The organism is Filimonas lacunae (genome assembly GCF_002355595.1).
Taxonomy (GTDB): Bacteria; Bacteroidota; Bacteroidia; order Chitinophagales; family Chitinophagaceae; genus Filimonas; species Filimonas lacunae.
This window is the reverse complement of the sequence record NZ_AP017422.1, coordinates 3,208,362-3,234,723: the sequence shown is the minus strand read 5'-3', so window position 1 is coordinate 3,234,723 and position 26,362 is coordinate 3,208,362. Positions and strand designations below refer to the sequence as shown.

Genomic DNA, 26,362 nt, shown 5'->3' with positions numbered 1-26,362 from the left:
ATTAAAGAACCAGGTGCATGCCTACCTGGAAAGACCTGGCTACCGGGTAGTTGGAATCTGCTGCACCGGAGGTTAACACGTTAGAGCTGGTGGCATCCGGATTAAAGCCCCTGTAGGGGGTAAACAGGAATGGGTTGTTGGCAGATACGTATACCCGGCATTCTGTTATCCTGTTTTTGAGCAATAGCCTGGCAGGTAAGTTATAGCCCAGCTGTATCATCCGCACGCGTAAATAATGGGCATCGTAAAAGAACTGGTTGCTGGCCTGTGCGTTTAACCTGTTGGCAGAAAGGTTGGTGGTAGGCCTTGCCAGGAATCCATTAGGATTATCGTTCGGGTCCCATCTGTTCTGGAAATAGTATTGGTTGCCCACACCAAATGATTCACCTGATTCCATCAGCCAGAGACTGTTATCATAGATCTTTCTTCCGGTAAGGCCCGTGATACTAAAGGAAAAGTCAAAGTTTTTATAACTGAAATCGCTGGAAAACCCGTACACCAGTTTGGGAGAATAAGAACCAAATCCTCTTCTGTCTGCTGTGGTTATTTTACCATCGTTAGTCAGATCACGCATGATATAGTCGCCCACCACAGTACCGGCAATGTGCGGTGTATTGTCGATGTCTGCCTGTGATTTATAAACCCCTGTCACATCATAGCCATACATCTCGGCAATAGAGCCACCTACTTTTGTAAGGAAAGCGCTGTTTTTACCGGTATAAATTTGCTGTTGTCCCTGCGCCAGGGCCAGCACCTGGTTTTTATTAGAGGTTACGTTGGCGCTGTACGACCATTTAACAGGCCCCAGCTGGATATCATTGCCGGAGAACTCCAGTTCTAACCCGCTGTTTTTTACCTTGCCAATATTCTGTAAGGACGTTACGTAGCCCGATTGAGCGGGTACGGGCACGTTCAGCAACAGGTTAGAGGTGGTAGTGTGGTAATAGTTGAGGGTAACACTGAAACGCTTGTAAATACTGGCATCAAAGCCTACGTTGAAAGCGGTTTTGGTTTCCCACGAAAGGTTGGCATTAGGGGCAGTGGTAGCTGCGTAGCCGGGTGCCAGGGTATTGCCGTATACATAGTTTTCCTGTGTTACCAACGCCTGTGAGCCATAAGCGCCTATCTGGTTATTGCCTGCTTTGCCCCAGGTAGCCCGTAACTTCAACAGGTTTAACCAGCTAAGGCCCTGCATAAAATACTCTTTGCTAATGATCCAGCCTGCTGTTAAGGAGGGGAAATAACCGTATTTGCTGTTTTGCCCAAAGCGGGAAGATCCATCGCGGCGAATAGCGGCAGTAAACAGGTAGCGGTCTGCAAAAGCATATTGCAAGCGGGACAGGTAAGACAACTGACTCCAGGTATAGGCCGATTTAGTGGCGGAGAAGCTGGTAGCGCCTGATATGTTCTGCAGGTTGTCATCCGGAATATTCGTGCCGTTCACTACTGTGCTATCCCCGTTTTCTTTTTGAAAAGAATAACCTGCCAGCAGGTTGATATCGTGCTTGCCAAAAGTTTTGGAATAGGTTAGCGTGTTTTCGGTGATATAGTTCCATACCGCTGCATTGGTGGCAGAAGCTGCTGCCGGTTTAGGTGCAGCAGTACGGTAAGCGCCTACGTTAGAGGGCGTGTAATAGTTGATGTTAGTGCCCGTGTAATCGCCACCCAGCATGGTTTTGAACCGGAGACCTTTTGCCAGCTTAAACTCCAGGAAGGCGTTACCAAAGTTGCGAAAGAAGTTTCTGTTATAGGTAGTCATCTTCATAATGGCTACCGGGTTTTCTCCCAAAGCGCCATCTTCCGGTGTGTTGGCTTTGATCTGCTGGCTGATAGCCAGGCTACCATCGGCATTATACACCGGGAAGAAAGGATACATGATCAGCGTAGCTGCTAATGGATCAGAGTTCCGGGAAGCATCGTTTTTATAGAACTTCTGGATATTATAGGAAGGGTTTACACTAATGCCCACTTTTAGCCAGTCGGTAGGTTGCGAATTCACTTTCACAACACCGCTGAACCTTTCCAGGCCGGTATTGAGAATAATACCCTGCTGGTTAAAATAGTTGCCGGAGATATAGTAACTGGTTTTGCTGTTGTTGCCCGAAAGACTGAGGTTATAGTTGTTAACAGGGGCTGTTTTGAAAATAGCATCCAGCCAGTTGGTATTGGTAAGTCCCGATTGCTTGCCCAGCCACGGGCCTACATAATTCAGCACATAATCCCTGGCAGTAGCGCCATTGGCTTTTCGCGTAGCTACGTCATCGTTCAACGTGCGGTGTGCCTGATCTTTAGACATATATCCCCAGTTACGGGCTTCTGTAGAATACTGGGCATACTGGTAACCATCCATCAGTTTCACTTTGTCTGACCGTTCCTGAAACCCGGTATATGCATCAAAGCTGAGCTTTGTTTTGTCTCCTTTCCCGCTTTTAGTGGTAATGAGGATAACACCGTTGGCGGCCCTGGAACCATAGATAGCAGCGGAAGAAGGATCTTTGAGGATGTCTATGGTTTCAATGTCCTGCGCATTAATAGCGTTCAGCGAACTGCCTTCCGATAAAGGAAAACCGTCTACCACTATCAGCGGAAAGGTGCCCGCCGTAAGGGTGCTGATGCCCCTGATAACGATTTGCGGATCGGTACCGGGAAGGGCAGAGGCATCATTGATCTGGATACCGGCGGCCCTGCCTGCCAGTTGCTGACCAAAACTACCAGATGCATACTTATTCAGTTCTTCTGACTTCAAAGAGGTAATGGCACCTGTAACGCGCGACCTTGATTGTGTGCCGTAACCTACTACTACCACTTCATTCAACGCATTCACGGCAGCGTGCATGCGAATGAGTAAGGAGTTGTTGTCGCCTGCACTTACTTTAAAGTTTTTTACCGTATCTGGCTTATAACCGGTAGCGGTAAAGTAGAAATGGTAAAGGAAGGTTTTGTCAAGATCTTCCAGTGTAAAGTTGCCTTTGTTGTCCGTAACAGTGTTCACCGTTTTGTTGTTGGCATTGTTGGTAACGTTGACGGTAGCCCCGGCCAGGCCAGCGCCATTCTCGTCCAACACTTTGCCTTTAACCCTGGCGCCTGTTTGGGCTTGTGCTATACCAGTTAAGAGCAGGGCCGTTACTAGCAGCCTTATTGTTTTTATCTGCATGGTTGCTTTTTTTTCCATTTTGGTAATGTTTGGGCAATAAGTAGCCCGCACGCTCCTGAGAGCGTTCCTGTACATGAATTAAATAGATAATAGATTTATTTACTACCGGTAATCTCTATACCCTGTTCTGTTTTAATAAATGATAAACCATTCAGGCTACATAGGATGTCCAGTGTATTTTCCAGGGAATCGCCTGGTTCTATGTTCCCGGTAAAAGTGAGCCCATTTACTACCGCCTTGTTAAACCTGATCTTTACCTGTTCGCGATGCGCTAACCTGGTAAACACTTCGGATAACGGGGTTTTGTGAAAGCTCAGCTTTGTTTTAGCGGGTGTGGCATGTGTGGACGCCATTGCTGCAGTTGCGCTGGCTGCAGCAGTGGCTACCGGTGATGCCAGCTTCACTTCGCGGGTGCCGAAGTTGATGCTTAATTCTTCCCCGGGATGCTCCAGCAATTTGTTGACGCTCAGATGGCTGTTTTGCAGTGATTCTACTTTTACACTGCCTTCTTTCAGGTGAATTTTTACGAGTGACGATTGTTGTGCATCAATACAAAACTCTGTTCCTATATCTGTTGTTTTTATCTGCATCGCAATTACCTGGAAAGGTTTGCGGGCATTGTGCTGCACTTTAAAATTGGCTTTACCGGTCAGCTGCACCACCCGCTGTTGCCCCGTAAGGAAAGCCACCGGGTAGCTGATGCTGCCGCCGGGGTATATATTCACCTGCGAGCTGTCGTCCAGGCGAACAGTCATTACCTGCTGATGCGGGTTGGAAATGGTTTTAACAGCGGCTGTAATACCTTGTTGTGCAGGCTTTGTGGCAGCATGTTGCCAGGTTTGCCTGTTGGCCCATATTACCAGTAGGATGACTGCCGCTGCCGCTGTTATTGTGCCCAGTAGCTTCCATACTTTCGTACGGGAAGTGCTCTTCTTATATATATCCACCGGTTGAATGTTGCGGTGAAGTGCTTCCAGTATATGTTGCGACTCTTCCAAAGTCAGTGGGGCCACTTCCTCTTCCGCCTTGTGGTCAGTTGCATCAGAAGATACACGGGCGTTCTCTTCCTGCTGCATCACCATTTTGTATAGGCGGAGTTTTTCTGTTTCGGTAACATCACCGGCCCAAAACTTCTTTACAAGTGTATTATAGTCTTTCATTGTTGTAGTAAAGACTAAGACTACGTAAAAAGGGGATGAAAACTGGTATTACCGAATTGTTAACAAAAAAGGGGGTTATTGGCAGGATAATACAATGATGCCTGCCATCACAGATAGCTCAGCAGGATAATTTTCCTGTATATATTGCCGGATCATACGGGTAGACTGTTTGAGATAGTCCCTGGCAGACTCTTCTGAAATGCCCAGTACATTGGCTACATATTCAAATGACCGGCCTTCAAAGCGGCACAGGCTGAATACTTCTTTTTTGCGTTTGGGTAAATGATTAACAGCGTCTTCTAAAATCTGCAATTGTTTCTGGTAAAAGGCTTCATTGATTTCGGGGCTGGCTTCAATTTGCTCTATCACACCGGGGTTTTCCAGTAAAACGGTGGAGGACTTCAGTTTTTGTTTGAGAAAGGAGATGGACTTGTTGTGACTCACTACATATAACCAGCCTATAACAGATTCGGGGGATTGCAGGGAGTTTCTCTTTTCCCAGAAAGCCAGGAATACGTCATGTAAAATGTCCTGCGCAAAAGCCCTGTCCTGGATAATTTTATAAATATTGGCAAAAATGGCCTGGTGGTGCCTGTGGTAAAAAAAGTCAAATGCTTCAGCGTTTCCCTGAAGCAATAAAGCATATGCCGAGTTTTCAGTAAGGTGCTGACTCATATCAAATTACTGTAAGCCTGTTGGCACAAAGGTAGAGAAGTGGCTGCCTGCTGTTTATTATTTTAATATTAATAATAATGGGGCAGAGCCGGTGCGCTGTGGTCACCATCTCTTTACCAAAAAACATACAAACAATATCCCTCCTAAAAAAGGCATCAAACAAAACAGCCCCAATCGCATTAATAAAGGAAAATCACTCACCACTATTTTAAAAAGATACACCCCCCATAAAATCAATGCAACGCCAACAGCCACTACCATTACAAAATGGCGTTCCATAAAGTGAGCAGGATTTAATACATACAACACCAGGAAAACAGAAAGAATAATATAGTAGGCTATATTCACCCTGACCATCCTTTTTATATTATCCATAGGATAGCGTTTAAACGCACTAATGTACTTTATTTTTAAGAAGTCAAAAAAACAGGCTTTATCACTGTTTGCGGTAATGATGCGCCACACAGCCCGATTTAAAAACAATGGTATCGGTCAGCTGCAAAGAAAGTGTTTCCAGCAGGCTTCCGCTATCCAATAAACGTCTTCCGCGCCCTGCCATCACCGGATGAATGACTAAGTTGAATTCATCAATAAGTCCTGCTGTTAACAGTTCCGGCAGCATGCTTACGCTATCTACCGAAATCTTTTTGCCAGGTTGCTGCTTTAGTTCCTTTAGTGCTGCTACGGGGTTGCTGCGAATGATTTGCGTATTCTCTTCTGCATTTTCTAATGTGCGGGAAACCACCACTTTTTTGAGGGAAGTCAATTTTTCGGCAAATCGGATCTCATCTGGTGAACCGGATTTGTTTTTCGCCACATCAGACCAATAGGGAAACATCAACTGATACATGATACGGCCGTAAAAGGTAAGGTCTACGTCGTTCATCATGTCGGTGAAATAATCCATCAGACTTTCACTGGGATTAAAAACGGTGTGATCGCAACAGCCATCCAGGCTGATATTCATTCCAAATGTTACTGTTCTCATAGTATAGTTTGATTGTTAGGAGTAGGGATCAAAAATACCGGATGGTTTTAGCTGTAGTGAGGGGAATATGCGACAAATAAGAGGGCGATTGAGTCAAAGCGGGCATTTTTGTACCATAAATACAGGTCTGGATCAGCTGTGGTTTGCCTGAGTAGCCGATAAGAGAATACTCCCTTTTCACTACAACGTTCTGCCTTTTGCCTACATTCATCCAGTGTCTGCTGCTGATTTTTGTGTTATCAAACATCAAACAACATGCATTTACAAAATAACACCATCCTCATTACCGGCGGCACCAGCGGTTTTGGCTACGAGTTTGCTTCCCGCTTACTTGCACTCGGCAATACCGTTATTATTACCGGCCGCAATGCGGATAAACTGCGGGAAACCCAGCAGAAACTACCTGCCGTACACATTATACAAAGTGATGTAAGAAAGCCGGAGGATATTGTTCGTTTACACGATCAGGTAACCCGCCAGTTTCCCGCGTTGAACATGCTTATCAACAATGCCGGCGAAATGCGCAAGCTGATTATGCAGCAGGAGGGAGAAGAAAAAGACCTCACGCGGGAAATAGAGATAAACCTGATGGGGCCTGTTCGCATGACAGAACAATTTCTGCCGCATTTGAAAAAGCAAAAGAATGCGGCCATTCTTAACGTTACCTCCGGTATTGCACTCATGCCTATGCCGCTAACACCGGTGTATAGCGCCAGCAAGGCAGGGCTTCGTTCCTTTACGCAGGCATTGCGGGTACAATTAAAACACTCCACAGTAAAAGTGTTTGAACTGGTGGCGCCTGGTTCACCTACACCTTTAAACGATAAATTCCTGGAAGTGGATGGCTTTAATCCTAAAATGCTGATGCCGGCAGATAAGATTATTGAAGCAGCCATAAATGGTTTAAAAAAGGATCAATATGAAATTTATCCCGGCATTTTTAAGGTACTCCGGTTTGTGATCAGGCTTTTTCCCGCTGCGATGCTTTCCTTTGTAAGTAAAATGGGTGCTAAAGAAATGTATGCTCCCGCATTCAATCACTAAAATTACCATAGATGAAAATAGTAAGTATTGTACTGTTGCTGGTATCGGCACTCCTGAGCCTGAAACATGGCTGGGATGCCTTTCAGCCACCCAGTCCGCAGCAGGCTAAAATGATGGCTGACCTGGGCATTACCAAAAGTTTAGTACCCGTGGTAGGAGCGCTGTCTATTGCCATTGGTTTGTTATTGCTTTTTCCGCAAACATTTTTTGTGGGTAATGTGCTCAATGCAGTGGTTATTCTGCTGATCATGGCCTTTAGCCTGCGGGCAGGGAATGTAAAAACGGCACTGATTGAAATTCCTTTTTTGTGCCTGCCCTTGCTGATGATCTGGCTAAAGTACCCCTTTAAATTTTAACTACCTTAGTAACATGGCCCATGCAAAACCATACAGGATAAAAACGATAACGGAGGTGCACCGGTTGTTAGGCCTGCCCAGGCCACAACATCCGCTGATTGGCGTGATTGATTTAAAAGGGTTGAAAGACGAGTCGGGTATCAGCGCCATCACCTTTGACTTTTATGTGGTATCGCTGAAAAGAGGGTGCGACAGGCTTGTGTATGGACAACAGAAATACGATTTTGACGAGGGATTGATGGGTTTTATGCAACCCGGACAGATACTGCGTGGAGAAGAGGGGGGTGTGCCGGAGCAACTGGAAGGGTGGATGCTGTTTATTCACCCGGACTTTTTATGGAACACGCCGCTGGCTAAAAAGATAAGGCAGTACGAGTATTTTGGTTATGCTTCAAATGAAGCACTGTTTCTATCAGACAAAGAAGAGGCTATCATTAACGGCATTTTAGCCAACATTAAAAACGAGTACCATTCCAACATGGATAAATTCAGCCAGGAGGTGATTATTGCACAGCTGGAACTGTTGTTTACCTACGCAAAACGGTTTTACGAACGCCAGTTCATTACCCGTAAAATCACCAACAGCAAAATAGTAAACCGTTTGGAAGAGCTGCTAACGGATTATTTTAACAACGAAGAGCTACTATCGAGGGGGTTGCCTTCTGTTCAATACATAGCAGCGCAACTGCATATATCCGCCAAATACCTGGGCAGTTTGCTGAAACAACTTACCGGGCAAACCACGCAACAGCATATTCACGAAAAGCTGATAGCGAAAGCCAAGGAGAAATTATCTACAACGGAGTTGTCCGTGGGGGAAATAGCCTACGAACTGGGCTTCGAGCATTCCCAATCGTTCAGCAAACTTTTCAAAAGCAAAACCAGCCAATCCCCGCAGGAATTCCGGGCTTCTTTTAACTAAAGTGACAACAACATTGTATCTCGCAAAATACCAAATGCATGGATAAAATAAACCAGTTGCAGGTAGCCGATCCTATGTTCGTGAGGGCTTCCTGATGGAAGATATAACTGCAAACAGGCGCTGCATATACAGCGCCTGTTGTTGTTAAACCGTTACGATGGTTACACCTTCACTAGTGTAAAGGACTCAATGCGTTAAGGCAATTTTATATTCGTTAACTTCCCTTGCCGGATAACCAGTGTGTCCAGTTCCTTTGCCGACCAAACCTTGCCGGAGAATGTAGCATCAAAATTATTGCTTCCCACCCGTGTAACGTTTAGCACTACGGTAGAGCCGGAACCAGGGGCTATATCATTATTCAACACATCTGTACCGTGGTCTATGCCATTATAGCTAAAACGCATGTAAGGCAACCTTATCTGTTGGCCCTGATACAATGCTGCCTGTAACGAATCGGAAATAAATCGTAAGCTGGTAATAAGCTCCTGCATATTCAGGCTATATACTTTCAGGTTGTTGTAAACGAAGGAAGTCAGGTAGCTTTGTACGCTAAAGCTTATGGTGTCTGTGTTTACCAGGAAATAGGCAGATGACGTAAAGTTATTGGTAGTACTGGTATCTGCATCCGTTTCAAACTTGTAGCGGCTGTTATCACATTGAATAGAAACGGCAGTGGTGCCGGTAACCAGTCCAATATACCCCAGGCTTTTCTCGTAATAATTCACCGTACCGGTTGAGTCCTGGCGGATGATATTTTTATATCCTGCAGGAATCACTAGACTTACGGTAGTGTCGGATGCCGCAGAGCGGTGTAACAACGCCGAAACGGTAATATTGCCATCCACCACCGTGTTGTAAGAGATCTGGAAATAGCTGGCTCCTGACAGATAATTTCCGGTAGTATAGTTGGATGTTACGCCGGCTACATGCATGGTTACAATAACGGGATCAGTGGAGCTGGGTGTAGTGTTGTCATTTTTAACACAGGCTGTGGCGCTCCATAAAAGAAGCGCACAATAGGCTAATCTTTTATTCATATTTAGGTTAATGTGTTAGCAAATGTAACTACAAATAGTGCTATCTACAACTCTAATCCCAACCCCCAACGTATAGTCCAGGGCGATACACCGGGGTTATTAAGGTAGGTAAACCGCTTCAATACATCTACCCGCAGTACCTTAAAAATGCGGGAAATACCGGCTCCTGCTTCTATATAAGGGCCGTTGTTCAAGGAAAACATAGTAGGCACGTTATTGTTAGCGGGAAAACTGAATACAGCATTGCCGGTTACAGGTTTGTTTTCATTACGCAAACCTCCCCATAATATCCTGCACGACACGCCTTCCCGCCATTTCAGTTTTTTTAGCAGGGGTATTCTGTCAAAGAAAAAGCCTTTAAAAGAATGGTCAATATTAATACCAGCATAATGGTCGCTCACAAACTCCAGGTAGTTCATCATGTTATACCCGGTGCCGTTGTAGCCTGCAGATTGGTTGCCTTCGTGAATGGCCAGTAAGGGCCAGGGCAGGCGGCCGGTTACCCATCCTCCGGTTGCTTTCACATCTGTGTAACCCAAAGGCACCACGTAAAAACGCTTTTTAATAGTGGCATCTATCCTGTTATAATTGTATTGTCCCTTGAATAATTGCCTGATGCCATGTGTGAGGGTAAGGGTCATTACCGGGTATTTGTTGGAAATGCGATACCGGTCTGTTTGAGTTTGATAAAATTGCTCATGGGGCGCCCACCGTATCTGGGCAGATATTTCACTGGTGGTAATCGATGAGGTAGTGTCTTTGCCGGAGGTAGCCTGTGGCAGGAAGTATAAGCCGCCGGCAGGCAGCTGCTGCCTGTTTTTAAAGCCCAGGCGAATGGCGATATGATTGCCAAACTCGTGCAGGTAGTCCAGCCGGTATATGTAGTTATACAGGTATTTGTTATTGGTACCTGTTTTAATAGCCATCAGTATATTGCTTTCCACATATTCATCGTCCATGCCGGGTATATTGGTATCGTGCCGGTAGCTGAATTTTACGTAGTGCATAGGATATTGGTATACCGAACGGTGGTTGAGCGACCAGGCTATGCTGCCAAACTGTTTCCATTGCCGGTCTTTAGTACCATAGGCCAGGTAGCCATCCAGGTAATAACGTTTGCTGAAATGACTGTTGGTGCGTGCGCCAAAACGGCCTTTTACGCCTTCTACCGAGTTATAACTCAAAAAGGTATACAGAGGGCCTACATCCACCTTGTTAAAAGAAAAATAGCCTGTGGCGCCCATGTTCACCAGTTTGGTGGCAAACTGGTACGATTTCATTTTGTTCAGGCTGTCAATATTGGCATAAGCCTGCCTTTCGCTGGCGGTCATCACCTTTTCACGGTAGGCGGTAAAAAAAGAATCGGGCCGGTCGTAACCCGTATCATATTCCATGCGCCAGTCTTTACGAAACAAACTATCGGCTGGCCGGTAGGTGGTATTAAAATCGCTTACTGTAACCACGCGTTCGCCAAAAAGTCCGCTGCCCTTTTTGGTAAGCCCAAAATCCGTTACCACATCCGAATGGCTCAGGTAGTATTTATGGCTGGCGCTGTCCTGGCTAAAGTCCTGGGTAACGGTAAAGCCCCGTACCAGGCCCAGGTTCATGTGTTTATTCGTGTGCATGTTCCATTTATACACCGTGTAATGCCCATCCAGGGTAATAAACAAATTACCGGTGAACAATAGCGCGTTGGTGTTGCGCGGAGTAACATATAGCTTTAGTAGCCGCACATTGTTTTCCTTCACCGTGTCTACAATGTAATATTGGTAGTAGGCAGGGCCGCCGTCGGCTATGGGGCTCATAAATTGCCTGGTAAAAGCGACGATGGCATTGTCGTAAATATTGATGTCTTCATACAAACGGCCTAAAATAGTGCTTACCCCTTTGGTATCAATAAACTCGCCATAGTCTACTTTTTTCTGTCCCGCCAATAAGCTATTCTTCCTGTCCGGGTCGGTGCTGTAATAGTTATGGAATAGTTTTTCCTGTATATACACAGGCGTTAGTTCCTTACCGGGATATTTGGTAGTGTCTTTATTCTCAAACAGGAAGTGATAACGCTTCAGCAGTTTGCTGTCAGCAATCCAGTGAGGAAATCCATCCAGGTACAGGCATAGCTTTTCATAGCTGTTAAAACGGGCATTGCGGAATGCCCCCATGTCATTTTCCTGTTTATGAGCAATCACCTGCCGGATAAAGTCTACAGCAGGGTTGTTTTTATTAGAATAATGCCGGTGTTTGTTGGAGCCTACAGTAACGCCTTCCAGCTGTTCATATTGGCGGGGAAGTAGTACCGTCATTTTCTGGTGCGTGCGAGAAGTAATTGCTTTTAACAATCGTTGATACCCTGATGTAAAAAATACCAGCGAGTCGCAGGGTGCTTTTAGTAAAAGCTCAAACTCTCCCCGGGCATTGGTACGCGTGCCCTGTTTTTTACCAGCGTCAAAAACACTTACATGGGCTATAGGCGTGTGGGTTACAGAATCGAGAACAACGCCTTCTACAGATTGTTCCTGTGCATAGGCGCATGTGATGGCCATGATAGAAAAAAGCAGCAGAAAACAGGTTTGTTGTTTCAATGTCATAACGGTAGAGTAATGGCTGGTTTTAACAGCTGGTGTTCATAAGTTGCAATATGCCATAACTTTCTGGAATTATGCGGTAGCCAATGGCTGCTTTTAGATAAAATCACCTTTTTTGTATATGGGCTGCGTTGTTTTTACCAACACAGGCAATTTTTACCTGCTTTTGCTTTACTGATTTTATAGTTTATAGTAGTAAGAGACAGGATATTACCCACCTAAGTAAACTTAATAACTCTTATTGCAAAGAGGGTTGTCTCCCTTTTAGAATCGGGCAACAGTCTTCTTTTAGAAAGGCTGGAGATAAGCGGGAGTGATGGTACTTATCAAAGATGATTTGCCTGTTGCTTTATAGCATCCAGTACCTGTTTCTTCCGGTTTATCAAGGTGCCTTTTACTTCAATGGTCTTTATTCCCCAGTCATCTATCCAATTATATAGTATCTCATTCACTTTCCGCCGCAGTTTAGGAAAGTCAGCTGTATCGCAGTGTATGATATCCGGATCTTCTATTGGCACAAAAACAAGCAGGTCAATTTCGTGAATGACAGAATAGGTTGTTTCAAACAATGACTGAAGAGATTTGCCTGGATCAATAGCATGAATATAGGCTAGTATATCAATGGGACATCTGTCGAACAGGGTATTGTTTTCGCTTTCGGAGATTTGTTGTACGGAGAAGGAAAACTGTTTTAAAAAGTCGTCTACATAAGGCGTTTCAGCAAACTGGTAGCCCGATTCCTCCAGCTCGTAATATGGTTCCCTGTTCAACACAAATGTGGGCATTTGCTCCTGCAGTTGTTCTGCTAATGTTGTTTTTCCCACCCGATGTGCTCCAATGATAGCAATTTTCATGTGCAATTATATGAAATTGCACATGAAACAAATGCAGATAACTGCTATAATCCGGAAGTAGGTATTATTTATAATGTATGCCTGTTTACAAGGGGAATCAATTTTTCGCCAATAAGTTCAATAGAACGCATCAACTGCTCATGCGTTAACCCGGCATTATCCATCTGGAAGGTAAAGCGGTCTATGCCACCCAGTGACTCACTGTGACGTACAAGCTTTTCAGCAACCTGTTCCGCACTTCCCACCAGCAATGCCCCCTGCGGGCCAATTAAATGATTGAACTGTGCGCGGGTTACGGGCGGCCAGCCACGTTCACGCCCCAATTTTGTCCATAATTCTTCATACCCGGGATAGTATTCGTTTACTGCACGTTCGCTGCTGTCCGCCACATAGCCGGGCGAGTGCAGTCCTACCTTTAATTGTTCCGGGCGGAAACCTGCTTTGGCGCCAGCTTCCCGGTATAAATCGATGAGTGAACGGAAGCGGGAAGTGTTACCTCCGATAATAGCCACCATTAAGGGCAAGCCCAATGTGCCTGCTCTTGCAAATGACGCCGGTGTGCCACCTACGCCCAGCCATACGGGCATTTTTTCCTGTGCAGGCCGGGGATAAACTGGAAGATGGGGAATTGGTGCTCTGAACTTGCCCGACCAGTTGATGAACTCGTTATCCCTTATCTGTAACAACAAGTCCAGCTTTTCCCGGAACAAGGCATCGTAATCATCCAGGTTAAAGCCAAAAAGCGGGTAGGCCTCTACGGAAGAGCCACGGCCCACTACCATTTCTGCACGGCCTTTGGAAATGAGGTCAAGTGTGGCAAATTGCTGAAACACACGTACAGGGTCGGATGCGCTAAGTACAGTTACAGCACTGGTGAGCCGGATACGTTTGGTTCGGGCAGCAGCAGCGGACAAAATCACGGCAGTGGCAGAATCAAGAAACTCTTTTCTATGGTGTTCGCCTATACCAAATACATCAAGCCCCACCTCATCGGCATGCACAATGCGGTTCAGTAACTGCTCCATAGCATCAACGCTGCTCAAGGTGTTGGTGCCATACATGGCCGACGCAAAACTGTCTATCCCTATTTCCATAGTTATAATATTACAGCAAAGCTACAGGGGGGATGCTATACAAAAGATATTGCTATCCTAAAGTATACTGCTATACCTGGGTATAGGGCACTTAACAAAAGGTTGCTTTATTTCTTTGGCTTTAGTTTCCTCCATGAAGTCTGTAGATTGAAAATTTTATTTTATCCCTTTAATAAAGCATCCTGTCTACGCAATACCCTTACTTATCTGTAATTAATTCCGCTTTGCGTAAAGGGTTTTCCTGTTTGTGAAAAGCAGGCAGGAGGGTATCTGGTAATTTCGCGCGCAAATTTCCACCTCTTTATGAAGCAACTGATCTACTCACTTATCCTTGCTTTGCCTTTTTGTGCATTCGGCAAAAAGGCAGACCCTGAGTCCGGAACCATTAAAGGACAGGTAACCACCAGTGATAATAAACCCGCCTCCTTTGTGCATGTGGTATTAAAAGGCACGAACAAAGGAGTGATGACGGAGGATAATGGCTCTTTCCTCCTAAACAAAGTAACCCCTGGCACTTACCAGCTGGAAGTGTCACTGGTAGGATATGAAACACTCAAGCAACAGGTGGTGGTAGAAAAAGATAAGATCACCGCTGTTGCAGTGCAACTGACAGTATCTAATACACAGCTGGAAGAAGTAACAGTGACCAATGCGCGAAACAAGTTTGCTGATAAAACCAGTGAACAGGTAGCAAGGATGCCATTACGCAATTTGGAAAACCCGCAGGTGTATAATGTAGTGGATCGCCAGCTGATACAAGAGCAAATGGCTACTGAGCGCACCGAGCTGTTCCGTAACATTCCCGGTGCAGTGCCCAACTTTTCGGCAGGTGGTTCGCAAGGCTTTAGTATGCGGGGGTTTACCACTACCATTGGTATGCGCAATGGCATGGCCACCAGCGCCATCGTTCCATTGAACCCTATTATCCTTGAAAGGGTAGAGGCTATCAAAGGCCCGGCCGGCACCCTGTTTGGCAGCAACCGTAACGTTACTTTTGGCGGCGTATATAACTATGTAACCAAGAAGCCTTTTGCCGATTTTGGCGCAGAAGTGAGCCTTACCGGCGGCAGCTTTGCATTCAGCAGGTTAACGGCAGATGTAAATTCGCCATTGAATAAAGACAAAACCCTGTTGATGCGTGTAAATGCCGGGGTGCAATCGGAAGGCTCTTTTCAGGATCAGGGTTTCAATAAAAACATCACATTTGCCCCCACCTTTACTTACCTCGCCAGCGATCGTCTGAAATTTACGATTGATGCGGAGTTTACCAGGGGCAACTACACCACCACTGCCTTTGCTATCGATTCTTTGAAGAATACTTCTTACCGCAATTTCAAAGACCTGCCACTTGCTTATAAATCTTCGCTTATCAACAATAGCATTGATATTAGCAATGGCATAGACAATATCCAGTTTCAGATGGAGTATAAGATCTCTGATCAATGGAAGTCACAAACCAATTATCTGTACTCCAACGGTTTTTACAAGCATTTGTACTGGACAACCATCACCATGATCACCGATTCTACTTTCGGCCGCTCGGTAAGAAACCAAACGCCCGAAACATTTGGCAACACGGAGTTTCAGCAAAACTTTATCGGCGATTTTCATATCGGCTCCCTGCGCAACAGGATGGTGGTTGGGGTAGATTACAATTATAATTACAATCAGCTGAATCGCGTGACAGTTAACTACGATACCGTAAGATTGAATAAAGCACAGCCTGTTATGAACACTGATAAGATCAATGCGCTGTCTGCTCAAAAAGGTTTTGTTGTTACTTCCACTAAAACGCTGAATGTGAGCGCCTATGTATCAGATGCTATTAACATTACTCCTGAGCTGATTGCTATGGCCAGTGTGCGGGTAGACAGGTATTCGACTGATGGCCTCTACACGCAAAGCACAGGTTTGTATGCTAACGCCTATAATCAAACTTCGGTGTCACCTAAGTTTGGTGTGGTGTACCAGATGCTTCATAATAAACTGTCGCTGTTTGGTAACTACATGAATGGCTTTGTGAACCTGGGCCCTTTAACACAGGGAGATAACATTGTAATGGCTAAACCACAGTATGGTAATCAGTGGGAAGGTGGTGTTAAGTTTGCTTTGCTGAGTAATAAATTAAACGGAGGGGTAAGTTTCTATAATATTGACATTACCAATGCTACCCGCGATGAATCCATAGGAGGTAAAAAGTATACTTTCCAGGATGGCACACAACGTAGCAGAGGGGTAGAGGTAGAATTGATTGCAAATCCGGTAGCAGGTTTGAACATAGTATCGGGTTATGCTTATAACAAAAATGAGTATACAAAGGCTAGTGCTGCTACACAAGGCAAACAAGTAGTGTTCAGTCCTAATAACACCATTAACTTTTGGGCAAGCTATGTTATCACCAAAGGAAAAACCAAAGGCCTGGGCTTTGGTGCGGGTGGTAACTATGTAGGAGAATCCTGGTTTGAAGCTACCAATAGCTTTAAAGTGCCTGCGTACACTTTAGTAAATGCAACCGTATTCTTTGATCAGAAAACATATCGCTTATCCCTGAAAGGAAATAACCTCACAGGTCAGCAATATTGGAATAACAATGGCACTGCGCAAAAGCCGGTTAACTTCCTGGCCAGTGTAGCGTTTAAATTCTAGGGAACGTATCATTACATAAAAGTGGGTGTTTCATCAATGATGGACACCCACTTTTGTATGGAGGATAGAACGCTATATACCTATTCCTTCTTTTTGAAGAGCCACCCTTATTTTCCTGAGCATATTTATACGCATGTTCCTGATACGATCGGGGATGCCTTCCAAATTGAGGATAGCAAAAGTATCATTTACCAGGTTGCGTACATTATTCACTGTCTCAGCAGGAGAAATAAGTAATGTTTCCGGTAATCTGTCTGTATGTGCATGAAAGAAATCATGTAACTCGGTAATTTCTGTGTCTGATATCGGATTTGTTGCCATAAAAAGGGGCGCGAAGATAAGGGGGAGTTACATACAACACCAAAAAATAATATCCCCGTTTCTGGTCAGAAGTCATTTATAGTCAATCCATTCTATTGCTTTTGCCAGGCTGCACCGGCAATAAAAGAATTGCGGTAAAGCCTGTTTTAACAGGAGTGACTATATCTTATCCAAATTATAAAAAGGCATAATATTTGTTCGTCCCAGGCAGCAAAAAATCAATTCTATCCATGAAAAAATGTATTGGCGTAGTGTGCTTACTGCTGATCACCTGTTTTGCCAAGGCAGACCAGCTGGCTTTGATCAGCCACGAACAGGCTGAAAAAGCAGTAGCCTACCTGAAAAAAGAAACCTCTGTAGTGCTGTGGTGCAGCTGCTGCGAGGGTGACGAGATGAAACGTATTACCGTTGGCGAAGTGTTTGTGAAATCTGTTGACAATGGTAAGTATTACGAAGTAATATTAAAAGGCCGTGATGAAAATGGGAAAGAGGTAGAAGAAGCGTTGGATCTGGCCTATGTGTTTGTGAAAAAAGGCAGTAAAGGACAGTCGCTGGGTAAGGTGCTGAAATTTAAATGCGATCCTTGTGTAGATCCGTTTAACTGGGAAACTCCCGGAGCCGGTTAATCAATCACGTTATTCTTTATAGTAAAGGCTATCACTTCTGTAAAAGGGGTGATAGCTTTTTTATTTGTTAAAGTACGAAAAACCTGTTTCTATTACCCGGGAAAACACAAATGCCTTCTATGGCAGAAGGCATTTGTATATTATGTTTTATCTGCTAGTAGCTTAATTCTACAATCTCTTTTACCTTATCGGGCGTAACAATACCGTTTTCACCCAGCTTTGCCCAGCCGCGGGTTTCAAAGCGTTGTACAATGATATTGGCAGTGTTGGCATAGTCTGGTGTTTGAGAAGATAAATTACCAGGCATACCCATCTCTGCAAAAAAAGCTTCCGTTTTCAGGATGGCTTCACGGGCGATAGCATCTGTGTCGTTGCCGGTAATATTCCATACACGGCGTCCGTATTGCGCCAGCTTGTCTTTTTTAGCGCTAAACAGCACTTTGTATAAGTTGGGAGCAATAATAGCCAGGGTGCGTGCATGATCAATACCATATAACGCGGTAAGCTCGTGCCCGATCATATGTGTAGCCCAATCGGTAGGCACACCTTTTTGAATCAGTCCGTTCAATGCCATAGTACAGCACCACATAAAGTTAGAAGCCAGGGTATAGTTCTCTGGTTGTTCAACTACTTTAGGGCCTATTTCCACCAGTGTTTGCAGAATGCTTTCCGAAAACCTGTCCTGCAGTAATGCATCAATAGGATAGGTGAGGTATTGCTCCATCACATGTGTAAAGGCATCTATTACACCATTCTGTAATTGCCTTTTGGGCAGGGAGATGATCACCTTGGGATCGCATATAGAAAATACCGGGAACATAGCCGGGCCACCAAAGGCCAGCTTCTCCTGGGTGGCAGCAATGGTAACCACCGAACCGGAGTTCATTTCACTGCCGGTAGCCGGTATGGTAAGCACAGCCCCAAACGGAATGGCATTGTCACGGATAGACATTCTTTTATGCAATATCTCTTTAGGATCACCTGCAAACTTCACTGCGGCAGAAATGAACTTAGCCCCATCAATCACCGACCCGCCACCTACAGCCAGTATAAAATCTAGCTGCTCGTTACGGATAACTTCCACCGCTTTCATCAGCGTTTCGTAGTGTGGATTGGCCTCAATGCCACCAAACTCAGTAACGGAAAAACCTTCCAATGCTGCTTTCACCTGGTCATATATCCCGTTCTTAAAAATACTGCCGCCGCCATACACCATTATTACCCGTGCGTTTTGGGGCACCAGGTCTTTTAGTTTGGCAATCTGTCCCTCACCAAACACGAGCTTGGTAGGGTTGTATAACTCAAAATTGTTCATGGTAGGATGTTTTTACTTTCTGCAGGCAAAGTTAGGGCGATGTGTTGGTAGGGAAGTGTAAACCTTTAAGATAGTGATGTAAGTCACAGTTATTCAGCTAATGTTAATAGAATTATAAGTTGCTTTTAACGATTCACAGGCAACAATAATTAGCGTTTTGGCCTCTTAGATAATGAAAAAACGTACCAGATGTTTGCCGCCAAAAACAGATCTACACTCCGGCATTTTTTTGCCGCAACCAACCATTTAATAACTGCCTTCGCTGTTGTATTGTCTTTATCTTGTAGTAATCCCCGCGAGTGTATTGCTTTCAGCGATACTCAGTTGTATACCTGGTTTCCTTACGACACTACTCACACCTATTATTTCTCAGGTAGCAATGGACAAATCGATTCAATGAAACTGAATGAAAACACTGCAACGGATGCCTATACCAGTGGTAATCATTTTAACTCGGAAGCATGCTCGGCCGGGGCCACTATGAGCACAGGAGAGAAACCTCAGTATATCTACCTGAATATTTATGAAACGAAAGTGAATAATGAGGTTCAATATGCCGACATAGAAGTGAATGGCCTGGATTATTTTGGCAACTGCCTTTCCGATACAGGATATGTATATAGTAATTCACATTTAGCACATACGCAATACCATGAAAGTTTACAATTGAATGGTCGTGAGTTTACCCAGGTACAGGAAATCATTGCAGATACAGTCAGGAATGGGCAAACAATATCCCATTTCTGGATAGCTAAAAATAAAGGACTGGTAGGGTTTGAAGAAAATGGCAATAGCACTATTTTTACCCTGCAACCTTAACAGGTTTAATTACTCAGCCCTAAATATGCAATCAAATGGTGTATTCGAATGATGAATCGGATAAGGCAATAAGACAAAGAAATTTTTACCTGTACGTATATGTATTACCTGGTGTATTGTTCCTGTTAATGATGGCATTGGTGTATGTAGCTGCTTATGTATACCATACAGGAAGGGGCGAGATCATTTTTTTACTGATAAGTTCGTTGTCGTATGTAACGCAGGGGCATAATTACCAGAAAGAGAAATGGGCTAAAATGCCGGATGGCACTTATTATCATATTAAAAGCATTTTACAGAACCAGCCTTTTTATCTGGATGAGCCAGCCAGCTATGAAGCGGAGTTTTTTCAGCCCAGATGGCAAAAGATATTTGTGCTGCTGTTTGGGGTGGGATTAGCGATAGTGGGAGTGGGAGGGTTTGTCTTTTATAAAGTATCTCCCTTTGTTGCGTTTTTTCTCGCATTGCAGGGTATCTTTTTTACCTTATGGGGGGCTAAAAAGCTGAGCGATAATTCGGCCAGTTTAAAGCTGGATAAAAAAGGACTATGGATGAAGCGGCTGGAATTTGTGCCGTGGACAGCCGTAGTAGATGTACGCATTACAGAAGATGATACCGGAGATAATAAACACGCCTACCTGGAAGTATATTTACACAATACCATTTTTGCACGTATAGGTAAACCGGATGCCCGGTTGGAAATCACTTACTTGTCGGAAAAGAGTAAAATAAAGCCACTGATAGAGGAGTATAGAAGCCTTGCCATCCAGACTCCCGTTCACGAATAAACGGAATACTGGCTGGCAAGGTATGGAGCTTAACAACCATCCTGGGCTTTGCTAAACCGCATGTGCAGAATAAGCTCAATATTGTTGGCGATCATTCCATTTTTAAGCCCTCTGAGCGGATCATCTGACTGATAAGTAATCCCCCATTTAGTTCTGTCGATATGAATAACTGCCTGCAATAGCAAGGTATCGTGTTGCATCTGGTAAGTAAAAGGAATATCTATAGGCTGGCTAACTCCTTTCAGGTTAAGAGTGCCCTGTACGCGTGCCGGCGTGTAATAACTGCTACCTGTTACGGTAAAATATGCATAAGGAAACTGAGTTGCTGCCAAAAAATCGTTGGATAGCAAATGTGCATCCAGCTCTTTTCTTTTCTCCGCTTCTGGCTGATCGGTACTGTGAATGGTGTTGATATCTATTACAAAACGACCGTTGGTAATCAGATTGAGCGTGCCTGTTTGCAGGTTGCCTTCTTTTAGTTGCAAGGTGCCCTGGTGGCCGCCCCCGGTAATATAAGAAGCTTTCCATTCTATGTTACTCCCCACCGGTACTAAACGCCAGCTGGCTGCTTCCCAGCCAAAATGGGGAAGCGTAACGGATGTTTTGTCAGGTGGAGTTACACAGGTGGTATGGCTGGCTTTTAAGGCGGCAAAACCGGCTAGTAACACAAAGGCGGATAAACCCATAATTTTATACATAGTAGCATTGTTTGTTCAAACTTAAAAAGTAAGGAAGGATATGTAGCTATGCGGCGGGTAAAATGAATGTAAACGGGTTGTAAAATGTTTGTAAATGAACGGGTTACAGAATTTTGAGTAAACGGAACGCTTAAATTCACATTATGATGTGTTATCGCTGTTGGATGATATTTTGCCTGGCTGGCGCCATTGTTTGGGCCGATATTGCTTATGGTCAAGATGCCCGCACATCCTATCATAATGCTGCAGCCATGATTGTGATGCGTCAAATAGGGCACCAGTTGCTGCTGGCAAGTGGAGATGATACTTCCCGCGTAATGCCGGTGCAGCAGGTGGCAGAAAACGAATATCGCATCAGCTTTGAAAGCTCCTTTATTTTCCAACCGGATTCATTAATAGCCATAGCTAATCGCTACCTGGCCACCAGTTCGCTTCCTGCCGCCTATGTTGTAAATGTATTGGAGTGTAAAAGCCTGGAAGTGGTATATGGTTTTGCGCAGGGGGTGAATAATCAGCCGCCACCCTGTACAGGCAGAAACCAACAGAAAGGGTGTTACCAGGTACAGGTTATTTTTCCGCAAACTTCCGGTTCCGGTTCACCTGCTATTCTTTTAGGTGCCGGCGTTTCTTTGTTGGCACTGTCCGGAATGTTTGTTTGGCAAAGACGCCGGCGGAGACCATCGGAAAATGCTACCGACGTAGTTTCTGTTACAACCATAGAAACAGCGCTACCTGTACAGCTGGGCGATTATACTTTTTACCCCACCCGGCAACAACTCATATATCAACAGCAGGAGGTGATACTAACCTTGAAGGAAGCTAAGCTGTTGAGCATATTTGTAAAGCACATCAACGAGTTGATTAGCCGTGAGCAATTACAAAAGGAAGGCTGGGAAGAAGAGGGGGTAATTACCGGCAGAAGTCTGGATATGTTTGTGTCCAAGCTTCGAAAGCATTTACAGCAGGATGCTTCCGTAAAGCTGGTCAACGTTCATGGCCGGGGATATAAATTAGAGATCACTTAAAGCAACTGCTTTTAAGTTTAGGTAAAACGGGTGTTTCATAATCAGAAACACCCGCTTATGTAATAGATCTTATTTAATCAATCGCCATAAAGTAGTTACCAATCGGTCAACATCTTCACAGGTGTTATAAAACGCCAGTGAAGGCCGTACGGAAGTTTCTACGCCCATTCTTCTTAAAATAGGCTGTGCGCAGTGGTGGCCGGTTCTTACGGCTATCCCTTCCTGGTTTAAAGCTTTACCCACCTGATCGTTAGAAAAGCCTTTGAGGTTAAAGGATAACACGCTGGCTTTATCGGGGGCAGTACCAATCAGGCGAAGCCCTGGTATTTGCTTCATATGATAAGTGGCATATTCCAGCAACCAGTGTTCGTATTGGCTGATAGTTTCCATGCCCAGTTTGGTAACATAGTCGATAGCAGCGCCTAAGCCTACTGCATCAGCAATATTACCGGTGCCGGCTTCAAAACGGTTAGGAGAGGGATGATATTGAATTTCTTCAAACGTTACATCCTTGATCATATTACCGCCGCCCTGCCAGGGTTCTGTGGCGTTAAGCAGACCTTCTTTACCATATACCACACCAATGCCGGTAGGGCCAAACACCTTATGTCCGGAGAATACAAACCAATCGGCATCTAACGCCTGCACATTCACAGGCATATGTGATACAGATTGTGCGCCATCTACCAATACTTTAGCCCCGGCAGCATGTGCCATAGCTATCACCTGCTGGGCGGGCGTAACCGTGCCCAATGCATTAGATACCTGTGTAAAGGCTACCAGTTTGGTTTTAGGCGATAGCAGTTTAGCGTATTCATCCAATAACAGTTGCCCATCATCATCTACCGGAATTACTTTCAAAGTAAGTCCCTTTGCATCTGCCAGCCGTTTCCAGGGAACAATGTTGGCGTGGTGTTCCAGGTTGCTTACAATGATTTCATCACCCGCTTTCAGGTATTGATTACCCCAGCTTTGCGCCACCAGATTAATGGCTTCTGTGGCACCGCGCACAAAGATGATTTCGTTGGCCGACTTAGCACCCAAAAAAGCCCTTACTTTTTCACGTGCTGTTTCGTAGGCGTCAGTAGCCCTTGCTGCCAGCTCGTGTGCTGCGCGGTGAATGTTTGAGTTTTCATGCGCATAGAAATAAGCGATTCTATCAATAACCGATTGGGGCTTTTGTGTGGTGGCTGCATTATCCAGCCATACCAGTGACTTGCCGTTCACCTTTTCATGTACCAGTATGGGAAAATCTTTTTTAATAGCATAAGCATCAAAGACAGGGCCGCCCAGCGCATGTTTCAACTGCGATGTTTGACCACCTGAAATTTCCTGTGAATGCAGCTTGCTGTTATCCAGGAAATAAAAGGAGGGGGCAGGGGCGGGAGCGCCTGTAAGCGGAAAGCTCACCGGCACTGCGGGGTGGTGAGTGTTTTGTAGCTGAAAAAAAGAAGGTACATCCCATTGAAAAGGATGACTGGCGGCACCTACAGTGGGTTTTTGACCCTGTTGTTTTTGCTGCAGGTTATTGTCGGGAAAACTGGTTTCCGGTTCTTTGATATTAAAGGTGTTGCCTTGTTGCAGATAGGAGGGTGAAGCGCCGCTGCCTGCAACAGCAGTAGGTACACGACCACCCTCATTACTATGATGGGGTGTGAACGAATGAGACGATTCGTTGCCACCTGCATATAATAACTGGTCTATATCGGCAAGATCAGCATAATGGAACAAGCTACCGGCAGAAGCGCCTGCACCGCCAGTGGAAGGTGGTGTTAATTGCCCACCCATTGGATTGGCAGCTGCACCTGGTGCGTATTGTGATTGACCGGCATAGAAATCGGGCGGTGCCGCATTTCCCCGGGCAGCCAGTGCTGCCACGTTTTCGGCATATGCTTTTGCACGCGGGTGTTCTTCCGGATTGGCAGAGAATTCCTTAGGCGCTTCATTGGGCAATGCTTTGAAAAAGGCGTTAGCCAGGTGCTGCAGGTCGTTCACGTCCGGCAATCCTGTTTGCTCGTTAATATTTATACTCATAATAATTGCCTATTTCTACGTCATCTAATACCGCAATAGCATCATCTACTAACACGGCCAGTGAACAGTATAGCGACACCAGGTAGGAGGCAATAGCGCGGTCGTTAATACCCATGAAACGTACACTCAGTCCAGGTGTTTGCTCACCTTGCAAACCAGGTTGAAACAAGCCAATTACACCTTGTCTGCTTTCGCCGGTACGCAACAGGATAATTTTGGTTTTGCCATTTTCAATAGGCGGTTTGTCAGAAGGAATCAATGGAATACCGCGCCAGGTAAGAAACTGTGAGCCGAATAAAGAAATGGTAGGCGGAGGAACACCACGGCGGGTACACTCCCTGCCAAAAGCTGCTATCGCTAATGGATGCAGGAGGAAGAAGCCAGGCTCTTTCCACACTTTGGCAATCAGTTCATCCAGGTCGTCTGGCGAAGGGCCGCCTTTACGTGTTTTAATGCGCTGCTCATCTGCTACACTGTGCAATAGCCCATAGCTTTTGTTGTTGATCAGTTCGCTTTCCTGTCTTTCCTTAATGGTTTCAATAGCCAGGCGCAACTGTTCTGAGATCTGGTTGTAAGGCTTGCTGTACAAATCAGATACCCGGGTGTGCACATCTACAATGGTTTGTACGGCTGCCAGGTTATACTCACGTGGGTTTTCTACATAGTCCACAAATGTTTGCGGCAGTATTTTTTCATCACGGGTAGAGCAGTCTACTTCAATCTGTGTAGCATTCTTTACCTTGTTTAAACGGAATACGCCCGATTCTACCGGAACCCAGTTGAGCAGTTGTGTTAACCACCTGGGCGAGATAGTGATCATTTGGGGTGCGGTTCTCGTTGCAATAGCCAATTGCCGTGCGGCTACGTCTCCTAAAGCGGTCTGTTGCGTTGTGTTTTCTGTTGCCATAGTTTGTTGAGTGAATAAAAAATAATGAGGATATAAGAATGAACATGGTTAAGCATTCATAAGCTTACAATTGATTGCTTTGGTGTAATCGTTAAAAATTAGTTGAAATAATATGGAAGCGCTACCGAAAATAACAAAAAACAACTATTATAGCAAAAATGAGAAAGTTGTAAGAAGAACTGTATATAGGTTATGATTTTTATTAATAAATGGAGGGTGTTGTTCCGGTGGGAAGGGTATATAAAAGAGGTTGCATTTGTATTGTTGTTGTGCTGCTGTTCCACTACTTATGCGCAGGAAACAGATAGTACGCTTATGCTGCCGGTTGATTCGGCAGATGTTTTCCAGGATAGTATCGCTTTTCCCGAATTTGAAATGCCCATTTATACGGTGGAAGATGACAGCACCTATTGTAATGATGCTACGGAAAGGCATGCCCGCAGGTTGCGTTTTTTATCACCCAAAGCCTCTTACCGGCTGGCAGTAATGCTGGCGCGTGTAAAAGCCTATGCGGCTTCGTTAAAATACTTTTCTTTATCGCGCCGGATGCAGCTGCAAGCCACCGATACTGCAGCTATGGCGCATGCAGGCGTACCTGTTACAGATAGCATGTTGCAAAAGCTGATTCCTTACCTGGCAGATAGTATAGAGGATAGCCAGTCAGATACCTTATTGCTACAAAACCGGATGGCTAAAAAAGGAGGAACACGTTTAAGAAGTGCCGACATAACAGCGCCTTTTCGTGACGGAGAGGCCGGAATTGGCTACGGCGTATTATTGCACATTAAACAGCCTGTTCCTGGAAACCGGAAAAGCTATGCATTGTTTAATAATGTAGGCCATATGTTTATTACCCTGGTAAAGTTTGAAGGGGATGGCAGCCATGTAAGCCGCACTTTTGGTTTTTATCCGGATAAAGAAAACCTCTTATCAGCTACGCCTTTACAACCACTGACAGCTTCCATGTTTTTAAACGATGCCGATCATAGTTGGGACGAGCTGGTGGCACGCTTTATATCGCGCCGTCAATTCAGGCTTATTCTCCGCAAGATTAAACAATACTCCCGCGAACGTTACCACCTCAATAAAAACAACTGTACCGATTTTGGGCTGAGCGTTGCATCTATCGCCGGTCTTAAAATACAGGAAACCCGTGGCTCGTGGCCGCTGGGAAAAGGCAATGATCCCGGTGATACCGGTCAAAGTATTTTAGAAGGCAAGGTGTTGGATATGAGCGGGCAGGGTAAAGGAAGTATTTTCATGTGTACTATTAAAGACTAAGGTGTTGTATTATTAACTGAAGTTATTAACCAA

23 protein-coding genes are annotated in these 26,362 nt (G+C 44.9%); 9 read left to right on the top strand and 14 right to left on the bottom strand.

The window, feature by feature from the left end; translation table 11 throughout:
* Nucleotide 1 precedes the first annotated feature (1 nt).
* From FLA_RS12980 to FLA_RS12960, 5 genes are all read right to left on the bottom strand, one after another.
* Nucleotides 2-3,172: a SusC/RagA family TonB-linked outer membrane protein gene (locus tag FLA_RS12980; RefSeq protein ID WP_159445151.1), complete on the bottom strand. Its 3,171-nt coding sequence runs from the start codon at nt 3,170-3,172 to the stop codon at nt 2-4.
* Between the two features lie 77 nt (nt 3,173-3,249).
* Nucleotides 3,250-4,314, bottom strand: coding sequence for a FecR family protein (locus tag FLA_RS12975; RefSeq protein ID WP_076380973.1), 1,065 nt, complete (start codon nt 4,312-4,314; stop codon nt 3,250-3,252).
* Nucleotides 4,315-4,389: 75 nt separating this feature from the next.
* A complete protein-coding gene (locus FLA_RS12970) occupies nt 4,390-4,989 on the bottom strand; it encodes an RNA polymerase sigma factor (RefSeq protein WP_076380972.1) in 600 nt (199 codons plus the stop codon).
* Between the two features lie 102 nt (nt 4,990-5,091).
* On the bottom strand, nt 5,092-5,364 hold the full coding sequence (locus tag FLA_RS12965) for a hypothetical protein (protein ID WP_144264108.1): 273 nt from the start codon (nt 5,362-5,364) through the stop codon (nt 5,092-5,094).
* A gap of 61 nt (nt 5,365-5,425) precedes the next feature.
* Entirely contained in the window at nt 5,426-5,977 is a 552-nt protein-coding gene (locus FLA_RS12960; protein ID WP_076380969.1) for a dihydrofolate reductase family protein, read from the bottom strand.
* Nucleotides 5,978-6,232: 255 nt separating this feature from the next.
* On the opposite strand from FLA_RS12960, the gene FLA_RS12950 reads away from it, so the two are divergent.
* The 3 genes from FLA_RS12950 to FLA_RS12940 are packed head-to-tail and all read left to right on the top strand — an operon-like array spanning nt 6,233 to nt 8,299.
* Nucleotides 6,233-7,021 carry an SDR family oxidoreductase gene (locus tag FLA_RS12950; RefSeq protein ID WP_076380965.1) on the top strand — a complete coding sequence of 263 codons (789 nt, stop codon included), beginning with the start codon at nt 6,233-6,235 and terminating at the stop codon, nt 7,019-7,021.
* A gap of 11 nt (nt 7,022-7,032) precedes the next feature.
* On the top strand, nt 7,033-7,377 hold the full coding sequence (locus FLA_RS12945) for a hypothetical protein (RefSeq protein ID WP_076380963.1): 345 nt from the start codon (nt 7,033-7,035) through the stop codon (nt 7,375-7,377).
* A 13-nt stretch (nt 7,378-7,390) separates the two neighbouring features.
* The gene (locus tag FLA_RS12940; protein WP_076380962.1) at nt 7,391-8,299 is read left to right on the top strand and encodes a helix-turn-helix domain-containing protein; all 909 of its coding nucleotides are present in this window, start codon (nt 7,391-7,393) and stop codon (nt 8,297-8,299) included.
* A 194-nt stretch (nt 8,300-8,493) separates the two neighbouring features.
* Here the strand turns inward: FLA_RS12940 and FLA_RS12935 are convergent, their stop codons facing one another.
* The 4 genes from FLA_RS12935 to FLA_RS12920 form a co-directional block, all read right to left on the bottom strand.
* Nucleotides 8,494-9,336, bottom strand: coding sequence for a hypothetical protein (locus FLA_RS12935; protein WP_076380960.1), 843 nt, complete (start codon nt 9,334-9,336; stop codon nt 8,494-8,496).
* Between the two features lie 44 nt (nt 9,337-9,380).
* Complete coding sequence (locus FLA_RS12930) at nt 9,381-11,924, bottom strand: DUF5686 family protein (protein WP_076380959.1); 2,544 nt, start codon at nt 11,922-11,924, stop codon at nt 9,381-9,383.
* A gap of 323 nt (nt 11,925-12,247) precedes the next feature.
* Nucleotides 12,248-12,775, bottom strand: coding sequence for an ATP/GTP-binding protein (locus FLA_RS12925; RefSeq protein WP_076380957.1), 528 nt, complete (start codon nt 12,773-12,775; stop codon nt 12,248-12,250).
* 68 nt (nt 12,776-12,843) lie between these two features.
* Nucleotides 12,844-13,869 carry an LLM class flavin-dependent oxidoreductase gene (locus tag FLA_RS12920; RefSeq protein ID WP_076380955.1) on the bottom strand — a complete coding sequence of 342 codons (1,026 nt, stop codon included), beginning with the start codon at nt 13,867-13,869 and terminating at the stop codon, nt 12,844-12,846.
* A gap of 303 nt (nt 13,870-14,172) precedes the next feature.
* Here FLA_RS12920 and FLA_RS12915 point away from each other — a divergent pair, with 303 nt between their 5' ends.
* Entirely contained in the window at nt 14,173-16,515 is a 2,343-nt protein-coding gene (locus FLA_RS12915) for a TonB-dependent receptor (RefSeq protein WP_076380953.1), read from the top strand.
* A gap of 72 nt (nt 16,516-16,587) precedes the next feature.
* On the opposite strand, the gene FLA_RS12910 is transcribed toward FLA_RS12915, so the two are convergent.
* Nucleotides 16,588-16,836 (bottom strand): DUF6965 family protein, encoded by a 249-nt coding sequence (locus FLA_RS12910; protein ID WP_076380951.1) that lies wholly within the window; start codon nt 16,834-16,836, stop codon nt 16,588-16,590.
* A gap of 230 nt (nt 16,837-17,066) precedes the next feature.
* Here FLA_RS12910 and FLA_RS12905 point away from each other — a divergent pair, with 230 nt between their 5' ends.
* Complete coding sequence (locus FLA_RS12905; RefSeq protein WP_076380949.1) at nt 17,067-17,462, top strand: hypothetical protein; 396 nt, start codon at nt 17,067-17,069, stop codon at nt 17,460-17,462.
* 154 nt (nt 17,463-17,616) lie between these two features.
* Here FLA_RS12905 and FLA_RS12900 read toward each other — a convergent pair whose 3' ends face one another.
* A complete protein-coding gene (locus tag FLA_RS12900) occupies nt 17,617-18,777 on the bottom strand; it encodes an iron-containing alcohol dehydrogenase (RefSeq protein WP_076380947.1) in 1,161 nt (386 codons plus the stop codon).
* A 189-nt stretch (nt 18,778-18,966) separates the two neighbouring features.
* Between FLA_RS12900 and FLA_RS12895 the strand changes: the two genes are divergently transcribed.
* Nucleotides 18,967-19,596 carry a hypothetical protein gene (locus tag FLA_RS12895; protein WP_076380945.1) on the top strand — a complete coding sequence of 210 codons (630 nt, stop codon included), beginning with the start codon at nt 18,967-18,969 and terminating at the stop codon, nt 19,594-19,596.
* A gap of 35 nt (nt 19,597-19,631) precedes the next feature.
* Entirely contained in the window at nt 19,632-20,384 is a 753-nt protein-coding gene (locus FLA_RS12890) for a hypothetical protein (protein WP_076380943.1), read from the top strand.
* A gap of 29 nt (nt 20,385-20,413) precedes the next feature.
* Here the strand turns inward: FLA_RS12890 and FLA_RS12885 are convergent, their stop codons facing one another.
* A complete protein-coding gene (locus tag FLA_RS12885) occupies nt 20,414-21,082 on the bottom strand; it encodes a YceI family protein (RefSeq protein ID WP_076380941.1) in 669 nt (222 codons plus the stop codon).
* A gap of 143 nt (nt 21,083-21,225) precedes the next feature.
* Between FLA_RS12885 and FLA_RS12880 the strand changes: the two genes are divergently transcribed.
* Nucleotides 21,226-22,107 (top strand): winged helix-turn-helix domain-containing protein, encoded by an 882-nt coding sequence (locus FLA_RS12880; protein ID WP_084206387.1) that lies wholly within the window; start codon nt 21,226-21,228, stop codon nt 22,105-22,107.
* A 69-nt stretch (nt 22,108-22,176) separates the two neighbouring features.
* Here the strand turns inward: FLA_RS12880 and FLA_RS12875 are convergent, their stop codons facing one another.
* Entirely contained in the window at nt 22,177-24,141 is a 1,965-nt protein-coding gene (locus FLA_RS12875; protein WP_076380939.1) for a family 2A encapsulin nanocompartment cargo protein cysteine desulfurase, read from the bottom strand.
* Entirely contained in the window at nt 24,125-25,048 is a 924-nt protein-coding gene (locus FLA_RS12870; RefSeq protein WP_076380937.1) for a family 2A encapsulin nanocompartment shell protein, read from the bottom strand. Before FLA_RS12870 ends, FLA_RS12875 begins: the two co-directional genes overlap by 17 nt.
* Nucleotides 25,049-25,240: 192 nt before the next feature.
* Between FLA_RS12870 and FLA_RS12865 the strand changes: the two genes are divergently transcribed.
* Nucleotides 25,241-26,329, top strand: a complete 1,089-nt coding sequence (locus FLA_RS12865; RefSeq protein ID WP_076380935.1) for a hypothetical protein — start codon at nt 25,241-25,243, stop codon at nt 26,327-26,329.
* The last annotated feature ends 33 nt before the right edge of the window (nt 26,330-26,362 follow it).